Below are 17,605 nucleotides of genomic sequence, written 5' to 3' on the forward strand. Positions count from 1 at the left end.
AGGAACGAGTTGCAGCGGCGTATGCATCACTCAATCCCTGCGCAGGGGAAGTGGCTGAAGCAGGTGATGAAAGGCTATTTTGTCTATCATGGGGTTCCAACCAACCATCGGTCGCTTTGGTCGTTTCGTGAAAATGTCAAACGCATTTGGCTTCGCACGCTGCGGCGTCGAAGTCAGAAACATGCGTTGCGATGGGATCGAATGCTGAGGATTGCCGATGAGTGGCTGCCGTTGCCAAAAATCTTTCACCCATGGCCGAATGCGCGCTTTGCCGTCAAATACTCAAGGTAGGAGCCGGATGCGGGAATTCTGCACGTCCGGATCTGTGCGGGGGCGCTCAGTAATGAGCGTCCCTACCGCGAACAGTGCCGTTTTGGTAGGCAGTCGCGCCTGATCGTAATCTATCATAAGGTGACAACTGACAGCAAACATACTTTCAATATAGCGCCGAACTTACTGGATCAGGACTTCTCGGCTGACAAGCCTAATCAGAAATGGGCGGGTGATATCAGTTACTTATGGACACGAGAAGAATATATCTCGCTGTCAAAATTGATCTTCATTCACGGAGGTTGTTGGTTTGGCTGTCAGTGATCGCTTGAAACAAGACCTTATATTACAGGCATTGAACAGAGCAATTGCTTTGCGCAGTCCAGAGCCCGGCTGCATTCATCATACAGACCGAGGCAGTCAATATTGTTCTCATGACGATCAAAAGCGGTCGAAGCAGCACGAATTTTAAGTCTCGATGATTGGAAAAGGAAATTGCTTGGATAATGCTGTGTCAGAAACATTCTTCAAGACACTGAAGGCCGAGTTGATTTGGCGACATGCCTGGCAAATACGTCAACAGCTGACAGATGCGCTTTTCAAATATATCAATGGATTTTACAATATACGCAGACGGCATTCGACGCTCGGAGGAATATCGCCCGCTCAATTCGAACAAATAAACGCCGAAAAGAGATAAAGAGGCGGAAATAAAACGGGACAAGTCCACCTCCTTTTGGCCTGATTTTATTCCGCCGTTGACTTACAATGGAGTATCAAAGTTTAGCGAGACGCTCAGTCAGTAGCGTGAAAAAACCATCCGCATCAACATCCTTGATGAAGAGTGCGTTCTTTGGACGATCGGTAACTTCCCACCAATCGACGACTGTTTCACCGATTGTCATTTCCGAATTGATCTCGATTTCCACGTTGCAATGACGGCCCGAGTAAAGTTCAGGCTTCAGCAGAAAGGCGATGACGTTCGGGTCATGCAGCGGGCCGCCATCGGTGCTGTATTTTGCTTCGTCATAGCGCTCGAAGAATTCAAGCCACGCAGCAACCACTTCGCCGACATGCGTGCCGAGGCCGCGAATGGCTGCGATGCGCTTCTCGGTGGTTAGAACCTTGTGCGTGACATCAAGCGGCATCATGGTGATTTGAATGCCTGACTTGAACACAACTGCGGCTGCATGTGGATCGACATAGATGTTGAACTCAGCCGATGGCGTGATGTTGCCGCCCTCGAAATAGCCGCCGCCCATCAGCACGATTTCTTTGACGCGTTCAGCGATCTTCGGCTCGCGGATGAGTGCAGAGGCAATGTTCGTGAGAGGGCCGAGCGGGCAGAGAGTGACAGTGCCAGCTTCTTCCTTCATCAGTGTTTCGATAATGAAATCGACGCCATGCTGTGCCTGAAGCGGCATGGTGGGTGCAGGCAGATCATAACCATCAAGGCCTGTTTTGCCATGAACGTTTTCAGCCGTTACGAGGGGGCGCACCAGCGGACGGATAGAGCCCGCAAATACTTTTGTGGCCGGCTTTTTCGCAACTTCACAGATGGTGCGGGTATTGATTTCAGTGCGAGCCAGCGGGCCGTTGCCAGCAACGGCGGTGATGCCGAGAATGTCGAGCTCAGGGCTTGCGAGTGCCAGAAGAATGGCGACTGCATCGTCCTGACCGGGATCGGTATCGATAATAATTTTACGGGCCATGATGTGTTCCTAATAGGGGATTTTAAAGAGCGTTGCGCGCTGCACTAACCGTCTGATCGACAAGCGCATCGAATGAGATTTTCGCCGGGCGGCGCATATAGGTGACGATGTCGTCGGCGAGGAGTGGCTTTGACCAGCGTTCTGCAATAATGCCGGGGCCGTGCTGGATGGCGATCATGCTCAGAATCTGCGCGGCATTGCAGTCAACGTCATGGCCGATGCCGCAGACGATTTCCAGCGTCTGATCGAAGTCGCCTTCGCCGAACCAGAGCGCCACAACTTGTGCCGCGGCATTTGGCGTGACGTGAATCCAGTTATACTCGGCATATTCAGCGTCGCATTTTGCCCAGGCGTCCTGCCAGTTGTCAGCAGCACGGCAGGCATCAAGCGCGAACGCGAGAACCGCACCATATTCCGTGTCAGTCGAGAAAAGCTCTGCGGTTGAGACCAGCAATTCGCGCGTGTTTTGAACCGCAAAGGCGCGGGCCGCCATGACGGCATTGAAAACTTCGCCCAGGATTCCGTTACCGGCGTGGGAGATTTCCGCATCCATCCAGGCAAGGCGGGCAGCTTCACGCGCACGTCCCGGCACGACCATGCCGCAGATTGTGCCGCGCATCTGAGCGCCGATCCATTCATCGAACGGATTGTCGGACGTGCCGGTTTCAGGCGCCGTGAGGCCGCGACGCATATTCGAAAGGGCGATTGCCTCTGCCGACCAGCCAAGCGGGATCAGCGACGTCCAGCGTTCGGCAATGTCGGCGCTGGTCACAGAAGAACCCTTCTCGCCAAAGGCTTCCAGAAAGGCGATTTCAAAGGTGATGTCGTCATTATAGGTGTTGGGCTCGCGCACATAATCGCGGATTGGACCGAAAACCTCCATGATGTTTTCAGCCGTATAGCCCTCAAGTGCTGTGCCAGCCGCAGCGCCCACCAACTGCGCCATCCATGCGCCCGCGGTACGGTCTCGGAAATCATCAGACTGGATAGGATAAGCCACATCGTCCGGCCACTTCACGCTCGCGTCAAACGCTTCCCATGATGCAAAGCGGATGGTTTTCTGCGATGGATGCTCGGGATCGGGCTTTGCCGCGCGCATGAGTATGCGCAAACGCATATCGATGCGATAAAGCGTTTCAAAATCAGAGCGCTCCAGTGCTGCAAGCCCGTCGCGCAGAAGCTCTGCATAGGGTGCCAGCACATAGCCCTTGTTTTCAAGCGATTGCAGCGCACCGGCCATCAGGCATTCGGGTGCGGCTGACCCCGGCACATTGCTTTTCCAGAACATGGCCATGAGATCGTCCTGCGCCTTCATGACGGCGCTTGCGTCCCATGTCTGCTCTTCTGCCGTGCGTATAACAGGCTTCGTGTCGCGCAGCAGATCGCGTGTCAGCTCCCAAGCTTTCATGTTTTTCTCGTTTTCATGCATTTCAGGATTTCTTCAACTGTCTTGCACGCCGCTGTCTTCTTGCGGCATGTACCGTCAGCACCACAACGGGCACGAGATAAGGGATCATCTGCATCAGCTCGAACGGCAGTCCAAGGCTTTGCAAGGTGATTGCCAGCGATTCCGCTGCAGCCAGCACAAGACTTGCGACCAGCGTTCCCCAAGCTGTTCCCTGTCCCATCACTTCGGCTGCAATCGCGATGAAGCCACGACCAGCGGTCATGTTCTGGCCGAACCATGTCACATAGCCGAGTGAGAGATAGGCGCCTGCCGCGCCGCCAAAGATGCCAGAAAGTATAAGCGCCTGCATCTGAACGCGTCCGGTGTGAATGCCTGCAGCGCGCGCGGATTTGGGATCAACACCCGTTGCGCGCAGATGAAGGCCGAACCGCGTGCGCATCATCAGAAGGCTGACGGCCGGAACAGCCAGCAATGCGACAAAGCTCAGGATATGGATATTGCCGATATAAGGAATGCTGAGGCTTGGCAGCGCCCCGCTTTTCAATGCGCCCGACATGCCCTTGTCGCCGGTGGCAACGAAAAGCCCCAGCGTTGTGCCTGCTGCCGCGGCAATATTGAGCGCGATGCCGGTCATGATGAGATCGGTGCCGAGCTTGTTGACCGATAGCGACATCAGCCAGCCGAGAAAGGCGCCGACTATAAGAGCCGCAAGGAGACCAATGGCCGGGCTTCCCGTCGCCGCACTTGCGAGAACCGCAATCAGCGCTGCAATCAGCATCATGCCTTCCATGCCGATATTCAGCACGCCTGCACGGTCAGAAATCATCACGCCGAGCGCTGCCAGCAAAAGTGGCGTGCCGACACGCAGAATGGTCGCGATGAAAGCTGGATCGAGGATTTGTGCGAGAACTGCGCTCATGACTGCTCTCCTTCACGATTGCGCAAGTTTCGGATCACACGCAGCACGGTTGGATGTTTGTGAATGACGCTTGCCGTGGCACCAACCATGATAGCGGCGGTGACAAGGCCCACAACTTCGGTCGGGATATTCATGTTGCGGGCGAGAAGATCGCCGCCAACCTGAACGAACCCAAGGAACAAAGCTGCCGGAATGAGCAGGAATGGGTTTTCGCGGCCAAGGATTGCAACCACCAGCCCCGTCCAGCCGTAACCGGGCAGGTCCAGCCATGCGAAGCGGTTATGCAAGCCCAAAACTTCGAGCGCACCGGCCATGCCTGCCACCAGACCACCAACGATCTGCGCGCGCATGATGATGCCCTTGAGTGGCAGGCCCAGATGATTTGCAAATCCGGGACTGGAGCCTGCAATGCGGATATTGAGACCGGAACGTGTCCAGTAAAGCCAGATGCCACCTGCGATACAGGCGAGAATGGCAATGATCGAGCCGGAGTTCAAGCGCGTGCCTGCCAGAAGCCGGTCGAGCTTTGCTTCGGGTGGAATGCGCATGGACATCATGCCGCCCGCAGCCGGGTCGCGAATGACATAATTGAGCACGAAGAGGCCGAGAAACAGGAAGGCGTAGTTGAGAACCAGAGACGTTACCATTTCAGATGCGCCGAAACGCAGGCGCAGCGCTGCCGGGATCGTGCAGGCAAAGCTGCCCGCAACCGCACCGCACAAAATGGCAACCGGCAGCGAGAACCAGCCAAGCGACGGCAGCAGAACGGCTCCCGCAACCGCACCCAGTCCACCAAGATAGAAACCGCTTTCAGCACCCAGATTAAACAGGCCGGAGCGGAAAAGAATGGTGATGGCGAGGCCCGTCAGCATGATCGGCGTTGCAGCTTCCACCACATTGCCCATGTGGCGAATGCTGCCAAATGGTCCGAGGAAGAAGGTCTTGAGCACACCTGCCGGATTATCCTGCATCAAGGCCAATGGAACGAGCAGCAGCGCCATGATGACGCCGATCACCAGCACGGTCAGAAAGAAGGGAATAAGATAGGATACAAATCTACGCATCAGGCTGCATCTCGCGTGCCCAGCATATAAGGTCCAAGGACCGCTGGAGTAATATCGGGTCCGTTTCTGAGAACGGCAACAATGCGACCATTGAAGAACACGACAATGCGATCGCTCAACCGCAGCAATTCATCGAGATCGGCACTGACGAGAAGCACAGCACAGCCACCCTGCGCCACTTCATCGATGCGGCGATGCAGGAAGGCTGCCGCTGAAACATCAATGCCGCGTGTTGGCTGATCGGCGATCAGGAATTTCGGTTTGGTGGCAAGTTCGCGCGCAGCGATAAGCTTCTGCGCATTGCCGCCCGACAACGAGTCGAGCCTTTCGGTGATCGCTCCTGCACGCACCGAATATTGTTTAATCATGCCGCTGACACGCGCTTTGATCGCGCTCCATCGCAGGAAGGGGCCGAAATCAGTGTCGCGGTTTCCGTCCGTGCCGGCAATTGTGTTTTCAGCCAGAGACAGGCCCGGCGCACCGCCTTGTGAAAAGCGGTCGGCAGGCAGATAGGCCAGGCCTTTTTTGCGCCAGCTGGCCGTGTCGGCAGCACACATATCTGCGCCGTTAAGGGTGATTGCACCTTGAGATGCGCGCATCAGACCAGACAATGAGGAAACCAGTCCACGCTGGCCGCTGCCATCCACACCGGCAACACCGACGATTTCGCCTTCGCCGATGGTGAGGTTTACATCGCGGATACGGTCGGCAGGGTCGAGGGCTTCAATGGTGACGCCCTTCATTTCAAGAACTGTTTGCGTCGCATTCAGCTTGTGTGCGCGTTCCGGAATTTCGACCGCGTGGCCCATAACCATCTGCATGATGGCATCGTCCGGCACATCGGCGAGCTTTTCGGTTCCTGCAACTGCGCCTGCGCGCAAGACCGTGACGCTTTCAGCCAGTTCGCGCACTTCATTGAGCTTATGAGAAATGAAGAGAATGGTGATGCCTTCATCACGCAGTGCTTTCAGCCTGCGCATCAGCTCTTCAATTTCGGGCGGCGAAAGAACGGCGGTCGGCTCATCCAGGATCAGCAGCCGTGTGCGACGCGCCAGCGCCTTGAGGATTTCGATCTTCTGCTGGGCTGCAACAGAAAGCGTACCGGTGATCGCATCCGGATCCGCGTGCAGATCATAATGCTGCATCAGCTCTTCGACCGATTTGCGCGCGCTCACACGGTCGATAAACCCGCCTTTCACCGGCTCATGGCCGAGAATGATATTTTCGGTGACGGTCAGTGTCGGCACCAGCGAGAAATGCTGATGCACCATGCCGATACCTCGGGCGCTGGCATCTTCCGGTGACCATGATGAGATCGTCTGGCCGTCGATCACGATCTCGCCTGCGGTGGCATTTTCGATGCCGAACAGGATTTTCATGAGCGTGGATTTGCCTGCACCGTTCTCGCCGCAAATGGCGTGGATCGAACCGGCGCGGATCGAAAACGACACATCGCGCAGTGCAACCGTTCCGTTCGGATAGACCTTGCTCACATCTCGGAAGGCGACGATTGCATCGCCGCCTTCAATGTTTTCAGCTTGTTTTTCCACGATTATGGACGAACCTTGTTGCGGATCGCATTGAGATCTTCGGTGCTCATGCCAAATGCGGTTGGGACCGTGACCTTGCCTTCGGAGATTTCATCGGAAGCCTTCTTGATGGCGTCCTTCATTTCCTGCGTGGCCATGGAAGCCATGTTGCCATCCTGCACGATGCCGACAGCGCCTTCCTTCAGGCCGAGCGCTTCAGCCTTGCCGAATGGAAGATTGCCTTCCTTGAAGCGGTCATAGGCTTGCAGAAGGCTGACATCGACATTCTTCAGCACGGAGCTGACGACCTGCTTGGCCATTGCCGGATCACTGTCCTTGAAGATGGCTTCCTGATCGGAATCGACGCCCAGAACGTACTTGCCGGTTTCTTTTGCAGCCGAAAGCTGACCAAGGCCAGTCTGCGAGGCAACGACGAAGCCGAGCGATACACCCGAACGATACTGCGCGAGGCCAAGTTCCTTGCCCTTTGCCGCATCCATGAAGGAGCCTGCATAGGAGATCGCGATTTTGGCGTCCGGCTCAATTGCCTGCACGCCAGCAATATAGCCAACGAGGAAGTCGTTGATGACCGGAATATCCATGCCGCCAAGGAAGCCGAGATTCTTTCCGGTATCGCCGAGCTTGCCGTCTTTCAGGAGCGAAGCCGCCAGCATCCCACCGAGATAGGAACCTTCGTTCTGCTTGTACTGGATCGAATAAACGTTGTCGTAGCCGCCTTCTTCATAAGGCACGCTTGCATCGTAAAGGACGTATTTCTTGTCCGGATATTGCTGCGCAACGGAGCCAACGGTTTCCGACATCTGGTAGGTACCGCCGATGATCAGATCCCAATCCTGTTCGGACGCATCAAGGAAAACCGGCTCCCACTTGGTCGGATCATCACCGATTTCCAAAATCTTGGTTTCGACGTCGTCGCCATACTTGTCCTTGATCATCTTCATGCCATTGGCAGCGGAATCGAAGAAGGATTTATCGCCGAGCGCGCCATTGATGATGAGCAGGATCTTGTCCTGAGCCTGTGCTGCCGTTGTGGCAAGGCTGCCCAGCGCCGTGGAACCGGCGAGAGTGAGAGCAAGATGAAACATTCCCCGTCTGGTGAACTTGAACACAACAGAACTCCATTTTTACATCAATAAAGAGATGGAATTTCTGCTTTGGGCTTTTGCCTCATTTTACAGATCCCCCACACTTGCCCGATCAAACGATGCCAACAAGTGTGAGTCAATCTTCAATTTTTGGAACCTCTGTGGACAAGATATCGCACCTTGGAAAAGCTAACCCAAATGTATCATGCTCTTGGTTGGGTCAAACCAACGGACCACTTTTGCAGGCTTGTTTTCACAGCATATGGAAACGTTGTCCGACGGGCTTTAATCAGAGCTGGGATTTTTGACTGGCACTCAAGCCTCGAACGCTTTCGATTCTTATATGGTAATTACAAATACGAGTGATTGCAAGAAACGCAGCAAAACGAACTTGTCTTGACGAACCATGACGGTTCATAGATAATCTAAGTGAACCATGGGGAGTTGCATCATGACTGCTGCGTTCACAGTTCGTGTTCAGGATGACATCGTCAGAAAACTTGATAAAATTGCTGCGCTGTCTGATAGATCACGTGCATATCTGGCTGCACAAGCCATCGAAGACTATGTGGCTCGGGAAGAGTGGCAATTGGCGGAGATTCATGCAGGTATGGCTGAAGCTGATCGCCAAGAATTCGCGACTGCAGAAGAGCTGGGCAACGTAATAGAAAAGTACGTAGGAACTGGCCGCAGCGCATGAGTGCTTCGACGTTATGGTGGACGCGCCGCGCCATTCGGCGACTCGACCAGATAGGTGGCTATGTCGCGAAAGACAATCCCGATGCTGCTGCTCAAATTGTAACGCGGATTGTATCGGCCGTTGATAATATCCTAAGTTATCCTTCAATGGGACGGGTGGGGCGTATAAAGGGCTCTCGCGAATATCCGTTGGGAGACATTCCGTATGTTATCGTATACCGGCGACAGTCCGGGGTAGTGGAAATTATTACTGTTTTCCATGGCGCTCAGAAATGGCCATTGCAGTTGGACTAATACGTAAAAAAAAGCATTGCACTGAAGCGCTGTGCAGGCCGTTAAGAATACTATTAAGGTTGTTGGCTGGACATAGTGACATAGTCGGTCGTGGCCAATCTTAATAGACATCGGGATGCCAGGATATCTTGGCGCGCATATATTAATGCCGATCCTCATTCTCTTTGCTGGCTATCATAGTTATTTTCTTTGATCCGTCACTCGCGGGCTCGCACTCTGTTTGCTTTGAACAGCTTGCTCGTTGACGGGATGATAATCCATTCATTATTTTTTCAGCAGGCTTTCCGCGATATCGGAGCCTAGCGTTATTTTTAATGCTTCAACTCCGTTTTTGGGCAATCTCGAAAGGCCACTGACGATGCCTTTTTTCCATGCGCCACCGCGATCACATGCTTCTTCCCACGCATCTCTCAGTTCATCACCGTGACGCGTTTACACCAGAGCTTCGAAGAGCAGAGCGGCCTTTGTAAGGCCTTTGTCAGCCTTCAAGTGTACTAACGTGTCTGTAAGCCTCCGCGAAGACATAATCAGTTTGTGAATGGCATATCTTTCGGGAGCAGGAACGAGGATGTTGACGCCTTTACGGAAAAGAAGCACCGTGCGGATAGGCTTGCTTTATCTGTCTTATGCGCAACAGCCCGGAAATGTGGATTAACCGACTGTAGTATTTTGAGGATTGGCGGCAGGCTGTTCTGGACCTCAGATGATATTGCGAAGTCCTGGGCAAAATCCGCGTCGCCTGTCTGCATCGCGGTGGCAGGCAAGCGGGCACCTGGCATTCCAGCGTAAGTGCTGAATGCCACTGACCCCATCAGCAAAGCGTGCAAGCGAAACAGTCCGGCCTCGGCTAAGGCTTTGGTGACATCGCCTGCAAAAGGATCAGAACCGGGAAAGCCAGCGCGTCGCAGCGTGCTGACCATGCGCCTTCTCTCCCTAATGTGGTCCTTGATCTCTTTGTCGGCATTTACCGGCTCACTGATCGCTTAGTCACTCGCAGGGCCTACGTAACTACGCTTATCTTTGCCTTCGGGTCTGGGGAGGTCGCGACACCAGTAATCACCATTTTTGACTGTAACGTTCACGAACCATCCTTCCAGAGGAAAGTCTGCTGCAAATTGTGCATCCATTGTCCGGTTGAGTAACTCCGCGAACATTGTTCGATAACTGATAACGATATCTTTCCTCGCTTACGCTTTTTTTCGGGTGATGGCTCTGGTGAGGGTCGAGAGAACCATTCTGCAGCGGCGTTATAAGTGTCTGTCAAAACCTTATAACGAGTAAGTCGGCAAAAGAACTCCAAATAGCGGAAGTAAATATTTTTCGTTTGATTCAATCACTGTATTGTCGTGAGGCTATAGCGTGCGTTTCATTCGTCGCTCCCTCCTGCCAGTCACCCGCTCGTGACGTAATTTCCCCCGGAGCTAATTGATTTTAAAAGTAGAATTTTTACAATGATTTTGGAGAAGATTCCGATGAAGACATCACAATTCACCGACTAGCTCTGGATCAGTATCATCCAACATTTGCTGATTTGCTGCGTTTAAATACTCAACTCGCCACCTCAGATCCTTGTTGCTGTAGCGGCGAGTTGAGGGTCACTTCCGTCAAACCCTTTGCTGCTTTTCCTGAGGCAGTATAATGTTCAGAATGATCGCGAAGATAGCGCCGAATGCGATTGACGAGCCGAGCAGGTACCGCACGAGATCAGGCAGGCCATCAACAAATTCTTTAGGCACTAAAGTTGCAAAAAGTGCCATCAGGATCGGCAGGCCAACCACCAGCATGTTGCGTTCGGTCAGCGCGCAATTACGGATCACGCGAAAGCCATTGATCGCGATGACAGCGCAGACGACGCCAAAAACACCACCGATGACGGGAGCTGGTATCACTGCGATCACTGCAGCCAGCTTGCCAATCAAACCGAATAGAACAAGAAAGATGCCAGCTGCTGCAAAGGCCACGCGGCTGGCAATACCCGTTACAGCAATAATGCCGGCATTCGACGAGTATCCGGTCACAGGAGTGCTGCAGAGCAACGCACTGGCAAAACAGCCGAGGCCCTCACCTATTGCACCGCGGTCCAGCTGCTTGTTGGTTAACGGTTTGTCGGTTACGGCGCTTATTGCAAACCACGTTCCCGTCGTTTCAGCCAGTACGACGAGATAAACCACAATCATTGTGAGTATCGCTGAGATGGAAAAGCTTACATCGAAATTAACAAACGCGATGCGGGGAGCGCTGAACCATTCCGCATCGTATACAGGCTGTAAGCTGAAACGCCCCATTAATGAGGCTGCAATGCAACCGCCGGCGAGCGCGATGATTACTGATGAGACACGAAGCCAATTGCCTCTGTTACCCATGCTGAGCCCAACGACAATGCAGGCAACGAGCAGTACAGCTGATGTTGCTGCAAGCACTATGTTCTGGGTGAGAGTTCCTGTTCCATGAACAGCAAATACGCTTTCGCGCAGCGCAACAGGCATGAGGGCGATGCCCACAACAATGATGATTGTTCCGCCAACCAATGGTGGCACCAGCCGGCCAACAATTTTATGGAAAACACGTGTCATTCCAAGCAGGGCAATAATTATGGCTCCGGGGATTAGTGCGCCGATGACGGTTGAAAGACCAGCTACGCCACCACCTGCACCGAAAGCTATAGCAAGAACAGCACCGATTGGCACGTAAGACGGGCCCTGGACAATCGGCAGCCGCATGACCCATTGCGATTGGATAAGAGTTGCGATGCCCGCTGCCAGAAAACCCGATTGGATGAACGCCGCTGAATCAGGAACGTTAAAGGCCAGCACAGAAGCAATGATAAACGGTACGATGTAAACATCCATCGCCAGCACATGCTGAAGGCCGAGAAACGCTGCCTTAGCAGGAGGGATTTTATCCTCAGGTCCGGCGACGAGAGCACCCTCATATGCTTGTTGTGATTCCATTATATGTCCCTTTTTGGCACCGCGTAGCCATTATTTGCTGGGCGCGTTCGTACCCTCTGATCTTAATATAGAAATGGATCGACAATTCACTTAGAAGATTTCCGTCAGTTTCGGTTTATCCCAAGTTTTGTTGCCGGTTTCCCAAGGCTTCACAAAACGAACGGTATTGAGGATTTTTATGCGTAATACGGTAATCTGCGGTGCGGCCTTCCACACTCCCGAGCGCGGTCGAATAGAGGCGATGGATTGCGTGGCGATAGCCGTTGATTCAAAAGGCGTCATTACCCACGTCGAGGCAGAAGGTACGCCGGATTTCGATGAGTTGGTCTTGAATGCAAAAGTCTCGAACCGGTTGATTGAGCTTTCTCGAGAAAGCATTCTCATGCCGGGCCTTGTTGATCTTCATATTCATGCGCCGCAGTGGCCGCAACTCGGCAAAGCCTTGGACGAACCACTCGAAGTCTGGTTGCAGAAATATACCTTTCCGCTCGAAGCCCGTTATGAAGACGTTGATTTTGCACGCATAGTTTATCGCGATTTGGTGCGCAGTCTGTTAGCACATGGCACCACAACTGCGGTTTACTTCGCCACGACGCATGTGGAGGCCTCAGTTGAACTGGCCCAAATCTGCCTTGATGAAGGTCAGCGCGCCTTTGTCGGAAAAGTGGCGATGGATGATGCCGGGCAATGCCCGGAATATTACCGCGATCAGAGTGCGCACACCGCGATCGAGGATACGCGCAGTTTCATTAATCGTGTACATGCTTTGGCGGGAAGAGAAGAGGCGTTAGTCAGGCCGATCATTACGCCGCGCTTTATCCCGAGTTGCACCGATGAACTTCTGCAAGGGCTCGGAGAACTGGCCGCCGAAACTGGCTGTCTCGTTCAGACGCACTGTTCGGAAAGTGATTGGGAACGCGACTTTGTTCTTGAACGGCATGGGCGTACCGACAGCGAAGTATTGCGCGACTTTGGATTACTGCGTGAACATACGGTGCTCGCACACTCAAATTTCGTGAACGAGCAGGATCTCGAGCTTATTCGAGAGAAAGGTGCAGCGGTTGCGCATTGTCCGTTATCGAATTTCTACTTCGCCAATGCGGTGTTTCCGCTCAGACTCGCACTCGATATGGATGTGAGGACGGGCTTGGGTAGTGACATTTCCGGTGGCCATAGCCCCTCAGTTCTTGATGCGTGTCGTCATGGCCTCATAGCATCCCGGGTTCATGGAAGCGGTGTTGATGCAACGACGCCAGCAGCCAACAGAGGTGTATCCAGTGCTCCGGTAACGGTTGCAGAAATGCTCTGGTTAGCGACCGCCGGTGGAGGTGAAGCAATTGGATTGTCAGTTGGAAAGTTCGCGCCAGGCTTCCGCTTCGATGCAGTCCTCATAGAGACTAATCGCCCGAATAGCCCCATTAAAATTTGGCCGGGCATCGACACCCTGGAAGAAACAGCTGCAAAGATCATACTGAACGCCAGCAGAGATGATATTGTGCGTGTGTGGGTCGAGGGTAGAGAGGTCTTGCGAGCTTAACGTTTCTTTCAAAGCTTTTTATGGAAGCGAACTGAAGCGCATCTTCAGACACCGCGACCACGTAGGCACGGCTCACATAATTGCGCCACGCAGACCAGGGCTTGCCACTCGTGCCCGGCTGCGCCGTGGTGACAACCATGTTTTGCGAAATGATGATTGTCATATTTACAATTCTCCAGCGCACTGCGTATTGTCTCCCGACACGCAAACGGGCCTTCTTATTTGCTTACTCGGTGGGGGATTTTTATTTGAACAAAGCGGTATCGACGGTCACAGCGCTGAGTTTGATTGCAGGATTATTTTTCTTGGGATGGTGGCTCGAAATTAGCTTCACGAACGACATGGGCAAATGGATGATGTCGTGGGTGCAGTAGCCTGAGCAGGCAGGGATAACGCCATCACTCCTCTGTTATATAATGCTGATGTAATCCAAAGTTTACATTTCTACTGACAAGCGCTTCTTTGTGAACTAAAGATTACGCATGATCGAAGTTCGCTAAACCACAACATTTGCTAAATGGCTCGCCGAGCTTCGAAACAACAATGCTTGTCTACGGATTGTTACACGTATCCGTAGAATGGAGCTTGGCAATCCTGGTGACGTGAAAGTCGTTGGAGAAGGTGTCGACGAAATGCGGATGACCTAAGGCCCCGGTTATCGGATTTATTTTGTAACAATGGGGTCAACCATTGTTATGCTGTTGTGCGGCGGCGATAGTTCATCACAAAGCCGAGCCATTTCATTGGCGAAGCAGATGGCAGAGGTGATTTAATATGCCTCTCGAAACCACCCGTTTTGACATTCTCGATTACCTTAAAACACCAGAGGATCGAGTTGCTTATCTCGAAGCCGCCTTTGAAGATGGCGATAGCGAGGATAATGCTATGTCTGTCGGAGACATTGCTCGTTCTCTTGATATGACCAATGTTGCGAAAGAAGCAGGCGTAACCCGCGAAGCCCTTTACAAAGCCCTGAGCGAAAAAGGCGACCCTAAGCTTTCAACTCTGCTTGGTGTGATGAAAGCCCTTGGTATCCACCTGATCGTAAGCGCCAACCAACAGGCGGCGTAAAAGTGGGCAGGGCAGTGTTATGTTAAGCAGAGTACAGACGTAAGTCATCCTTTGGCTCCCCTGTTATGCAGATCGCAAGCATGCAATTTCGCACCACATGCTGGTTGTGGCTTGTCGTAATTCACGGTGATCAGTCGGACCTGAAAGTATTTCTTGGGAAGAAATGCAGGTTGTAAATAGGATCGTGAATGGAAGCTTACTTTTTTAAATGTAGTGCTGATTTAAAGCGCTTCATAACACGCTCCTGTCGTCGGATCGGCTGATGCGAGTTCTCTGCCCGATTGTTAAAACCTTTATGCTGGCGATGATTGCAACCACCAATGCCTGTTACCCGCCTGGCAGCGCCATTTGATCGTAGTCTATCAGTGACCATAATTCGTGGTGCGCAGTCCGGAGCACAGAGTAGTTTGCGTATGAAACGCTTGGCTTCCTTAATATTGCGGGGTTTCTGAACAAGGCATGCAGCACGAAGCCATCCTGATCAAGCTATCACCAAAGAATGTTATGCTCACCTTTGATGGATACGCACATTCGTCGAGGTGCCATTTGTCACCCGCCGTGGCGTACGACGACAGATGGTATTGGCATAGGCTCGCCCGAACTTCGCGGATAGTCTTATATGTGACGATGATCCCGCGATATGCCCGCATGTCTTCAACCATGCGATAGCTCAAATGAAAGCGGAAATACAACCATAGGGCTTCTGCTATAATCTCAGCGGGATAACGGTGACGACGATAAAGCGAAAAAAGTGGTTCGGTAATCACCCGTTATCGCCACTGATGTTTACACTAAGGTTAAGGTAACAGGGCCCTTGAGAAGCTTAACTTGCATGATAGGTCAACGGCTCGATCCCTAAGAAAGAATTTAAATTTGATGCATTCTTTTATGTAAGTGGCGATATGACTGACGGGTCGCAGCTATTTTAATACTGTGATTAATGATGGAACGTTATTCAAACATGATCGTTAAGCACGCGAAATAGTCGCTTGTGGGAAAATGATGGAATAGTTTCAATCGGCACTTCATGAAGTTTTGAATGCGGATAATTTTAATGTCTGGCCGCATGTTATAACCTTAGCAGCTGCGTATATATTAGCTTTGCCAATTGGTTGGCATCGCGAGCGAGAGGAACGCAGCGCAGGTCTTCGGACATTTCCGCTTGTGGCAGTCGCGAGTTGTGGCTTTGTTCAAGCCACTGAAGGCTTAACTGCGGATAATCCAGAAGCGATGGCTCGCATCATAGAAGGGGTTATTACGGGAATGGGTTTCATAGGCGGCGGAGCGATTTTACGCCTGAGTACCTCAGTTAAGGGAACTGCGACTGCAGCAAGTCTCTGGTCTACCGGTGCCATTGGCATCGCTTGCGCTGTTAATGCCTTCGATGTGGCAATTATTATAATGGTCTTTGCTCTTGTCACACTTGCATTATTCTCTAACGGTAAGGATCATATCGTTAAGGAGACTGAGAAAAATTCAAACGTAGATTCCGAGTAAGAAAATACTATTCGGTCCTTATAATTCCAAATATATAGATCATATTTGATATTTTAACATAGTATAGATGAATAAAATGGGAAATACTATTTAATTAATAATCGATTCTTGTGGGACCCAAATTATTTTTGAAGGATCAATTTTCATATTTTTTGCAACAGATAATGCTTTGCTTTTGAGAGACCTGTTTAGCTTTGGTTTCCGTGATAGAATCCAAAAATATTTATCCGGATTCGGACCAACTATGATTGCCCACTGATAATTCTGATCGAGTGCAACAACATTATAACCACCGTAAAACGGACCGAAAAACGAGACCTTGAGTGCGCCTACATTTGGTGCATTGGCGAACTTTGCTTTACCGATAGCGCTGCGATATGCCCCCTTTGCAGGATCAAAACCCGCATTGATGACTTTTATTGTTCCGTCTTTATTCAACGAGTAATGGGCAGTTGTTTCTGTCATGCCACGCTCGAAGCTATTCTCGATGCGACCAAGCTCATACCATTTTCCGAGATAGCGATTTGCTTCAAAGTTTTCTACAGGAATAATGCGTGTTTGATTATTGAGGGCATCTTTGCCGACACAACCCATAAGAGCAGAAAGCAATAGAATTGCGAGTGCTTTGCTTTTCATTTTTGCTATCCAATGAACTCACTAATGACTTAGTGCCGACCGCGCTTGATTCAATATCGTGTGAAGAACAATTTACATAGTGAGCAACGAGCGCCATCGGGAAATACTAACAAGTCTTGAGTAATCGAAGCGGTATTCAGAATATGGCACGAAGAGCATTTATCGAAGTAATTTTTACTTTAAAAAACCATCCAGGTTAAACTCGTCCCAGCCTTGCAGTTTTGGTTCTGCGATGTTTGCTTCCGATTTGAGTGCACTAGCCTTTTTTCCTTTAGCAGCCCTGAGAATTTTTGCCTTCATTGCCGCACGTCGCCTGTTTTCAGCCGCGGTCACCAAATCTTCTTCACGCCAGATCATCACTATATCGCGATCCAGAATATCCTCGATTAACTCGATATCAAAAACATGGAAGGTTATCTTTTTTGCCCGACCTCTTAATCGTACTGTCCGGGTCCCGGCACTCGGCAAGCGCCCATCATTTAACCATCTGCGCCTTTCCGTACTCGAAATTACCAGAATATCTTCAATTTCACGCGGAATAATGGGTAAAGCAGCGATGTTTTTGAGCGCTTCATCCACAATCGTGATTGCAGCACGGAAAGTCGTTCGCAAATTGTAGGATGCAGTCAATATAAGCGTTTTTGAGTCCAGAGTAAGAGCTTTGCGAACCGTTATGGGAAGCCTGGCCCTAATCTCCTGTAGAATACCCTTCGCGCGTACAGAAGAACCGAGGGTCGCCGATAACGGTAACTCCCATGTTTTAATCAACTCAGTGGCGACAGTTGCGCCTTCTTTTTCTTTTGGCATCGCTTATCAAATGGTTGTCTTAAAGAGGAAATCAATACCGGTATTTCATCCTGAAGCGGCATGTGAAACGTCAAGCCGTCGGTCTGTCATCTGTACCCCAAATTC

General features: G+C 51.6%; 14 protein-coding genes and 3 pseudogenes. 6 read left to right on the forward strand and 11 right to left on the reverse strand.

Features of this window, described 5'->3' with window-relative positions; translation table 11 throughout:
- Positions 1-402 precede the first annotated feature (402 nt).
- Positions 403-970, forward strand: a pseudogene (locus tag J2782_RS19655) (IS3 family transposase); the annotation flags it as partial.
- 76 nt (positions 971-1,046) lie between these two features.
- Here J2782_RS19655 and J2782_RS19660 read toward each other — a convergent pair.
- The 6 genes from J2782_RS19660 to J2782_RS19685 are packed head-to-tail and all read right to left on the reverse strand — an operon-like array spanning position 1,047 to position 8,032.
- Complete coding sequence (locus tag J2782_RS19660; protein ID WP_310015600.1) at positions 1,047-1,982, reverse strand: nucleoside hydrolase; 936 nt, start codon at positions 1,980-1,982, stop codon at positions 1,047-1,049.
- 22 nt (positions 1,983-2,004) lie between these two features.
- Entirely contained in the window at positions 2,005-3,390 is a 1,386-nt protein-coding gene (locus tag J2782_RS19665; protein ID WP_310015601.1) for an ADP-ribosylglycohydrolase family protein, read from the reverse strand.
- 22 nt (positions 3,391-3,412) lie between these two features.
- The gene (locus J2782_RS19670) at positions 3,413-4,309 is read right to left on the reverse strand and encodes an ABC transporter permease (RefSeq protein ID WP_007877405.1); all 897 of its coding nucleotides are present in this window, start codon (positions 4,307-4,309) and stop codon (positions 3,413-3,415) included.
- The gene (locus J2782_RS19675) at positions 4,306-5,373 is read right to left on the reverse strand and encodes an ABC transporter permease (protein WP_310015602.1); all 1,068 of its coding nucleotides are present in this window, start codon (positions 5,371-5,373) and stop codon (positions 4,306-4,308) included. Before J2782_RS19675 ends, J2782_RS19670 begins: the two co-directional genes overlap by 4 nt.
- On the reverse strand, positions 5,373-6,923 hold the full coding sequence (locus tag J2782_RS19680) for an ABC transporter ATP-binding protein (RefSeq protein WP_310015603.1): 1,551 nt from the start codon (positions 6,921-6,923) through the stop codon (positions 5,373-5,375). Before J2782_RS19680 ends, J2782_RS19675 begins: the two co-directional genes overlap by 1 nt.
- A 2-nt stretch (positions 6,924-6,925) precedes the next feature.
- The gene (locus J2782_RS19685; protein WP_310015604.1) at positions 6,926-8,032 is read right to left on the reverse strand and encodes a BMP family ABC transporter substrate-binding protein; all 1,107 of its coding nucleotides are present in this window, start codon (positions 8,030-8,032) and stop codon (positions 6,926-6,928) included.
- Positions 8,033-8,459: 427 nt separating this feature from the next.
- Between J2782_RS19685 and J2782_RS19690 the strand changes: the two genes are divergently transcribed.
- Together J2782_RS19690 and J2782_RS19695 are read left to right on the forward strand one after the other, a co-directional pair.
- Positions 8,460-8,708, forward strand: coding sequence for a CopG family ribbon-helix-helix protein (locus J2782_RS19690; RefSeq protein WP_310015605.1), 249 nt, complete (start codon positions 8,460-8,462; stop codon positions 8,706-8,708).
- Positions 8,705-9,001 (forward strand): type II toxin-antitoxin system RelE/ParE family toxin, encoded by a 297-nt coding sequence (locus tag J2782_RS19695; protein WP_310015606.1) that lies wholly within the window; start codon positions 8,705-8,707, stop codon positions 8,999-9,001. Before J2782_RS19690 ends, J2782_RS19695 begins: the two co-directional genes overlap by 4 nt.
- A 264-nt stretch (positions 9,002-9,265) precedes the next feature.
- Here the strand turns inward: J2782_RS19695 and J2782_RS19700 are convergent.
- Together J2782_RS19700 and J2782_RS19705 are read right to left on the reverse strand one after the other, a co-directional pair.
- Positions 9,266-10,155, reverse strand: a pseudogene (locus tag J2782_RS19700) (GSU2403 family nucleotidyltransferase fold protein).
- A gap of 450 nt (positions 10,156-10,605) precedes the next feature.
- Positions 10,606-11,952: a solute carrier family 23 protein gene (locus J2782_RS19705; RefSeq protein WP_310015607.1), complete on the reverse strand. Its 1,347-nt coding sequence runs from the start codon at positions 11,950-11,952 to the stop codon at positions 10,606-10,608.
- 178 nt (positions 11,953-12,130) lie between these two features.
- Between J2782_RS19705 and guaD the strand changes: the two genes are divergently transcribed.
- Positions 12,131-13,489, forward strand: a complete 1,359-nt coding sequence (guaD, locus tag J2782_RS19710; protein WP_310015608.1) for a guanine deaminase — start codon at positions 12,131-12,133, stop codon at positions 13,487-13,489.
- Between the two features lie 774 nt (positions 13,490-14,263).
- Positions 14,264-14,560, forward strand: coding sequence for an addiction module antidote protein (locus J2782_RS19715; protein ID WP_310015609.1), 297 nt, complete (start codon positions 14,264-14,266; stop codon positions 14,558-14,560).
- A 63-nt stretch (positions 14,561-14,623) separates the two neighbouring features.
- Here J2782_RS19715 and J2782_RS22975 read toward each other — a convergent pair.
- Positions 14,624-15,324 (reverse strand): annotated as a pseudogene (locus J2782_RS22975) (IS6 family transposase).
- A gap of 271 nt (positions 15,325-15,595) precedes the next feature.
- Between J2782_RS22975 and J2782_RS19725 the strand changes: the two are divergent.
- On the forward strand, positions 15,596-16,057 hold the full coding sequence (locus tag J2782_RS19725) for an MgtC/SapB family protein (RefSeq protein WP_310015611.1): 462 nt from the start codon (positions 15,596-15,598) through the stop codon (positions 16,055-16,057).
- A 90-nt stretch (positions 16,058-16,147) separates the two neighbouring features.
- Here J2782_RS19725 and J2782_RS19730 read toward each other — a convergent pair whose 3' ends face one another.
- The gene (locus tag J2782_RS19730) at positions 16,148-16,693 is read right to left on the reverse strand and encodes a lipocalin family protein (protein ID WP_310015612.1); all 546 of its coding nucleotides are present in this window, start codon (positions 16,691-16,693) and stop codon (positions 16,148-16,150) included.
- Between the two features lie 174 nt (positions 16,694-16,867).
- Positions 16,868-17,500 carry a hypothetical protein gene (locus J2782_RS19735; RefSeq protein WP_310015613.1) on the reverse strand — a complete coding sequence of 211 codons (633 nt, stop codon included), beginning with the start codon at positions 17,498-17,500 and terminating at the stop codon, positions 16,868-16,870.
- Between the last annotated feature and the right edge of the window lie 105 nt (positions 17,501-17,605).

It is taken from the genome of Brucella pseudogrignonensis (assembly GCF_031454375.1).
Taxonomy (GTDB): domain Bacteria; phylum Pseudomonadota; class Alphaproteobacteria; order Rhizobiales; family Rhizobiaceae; genus Brucella; species Brucella pseudogrignonensis_A.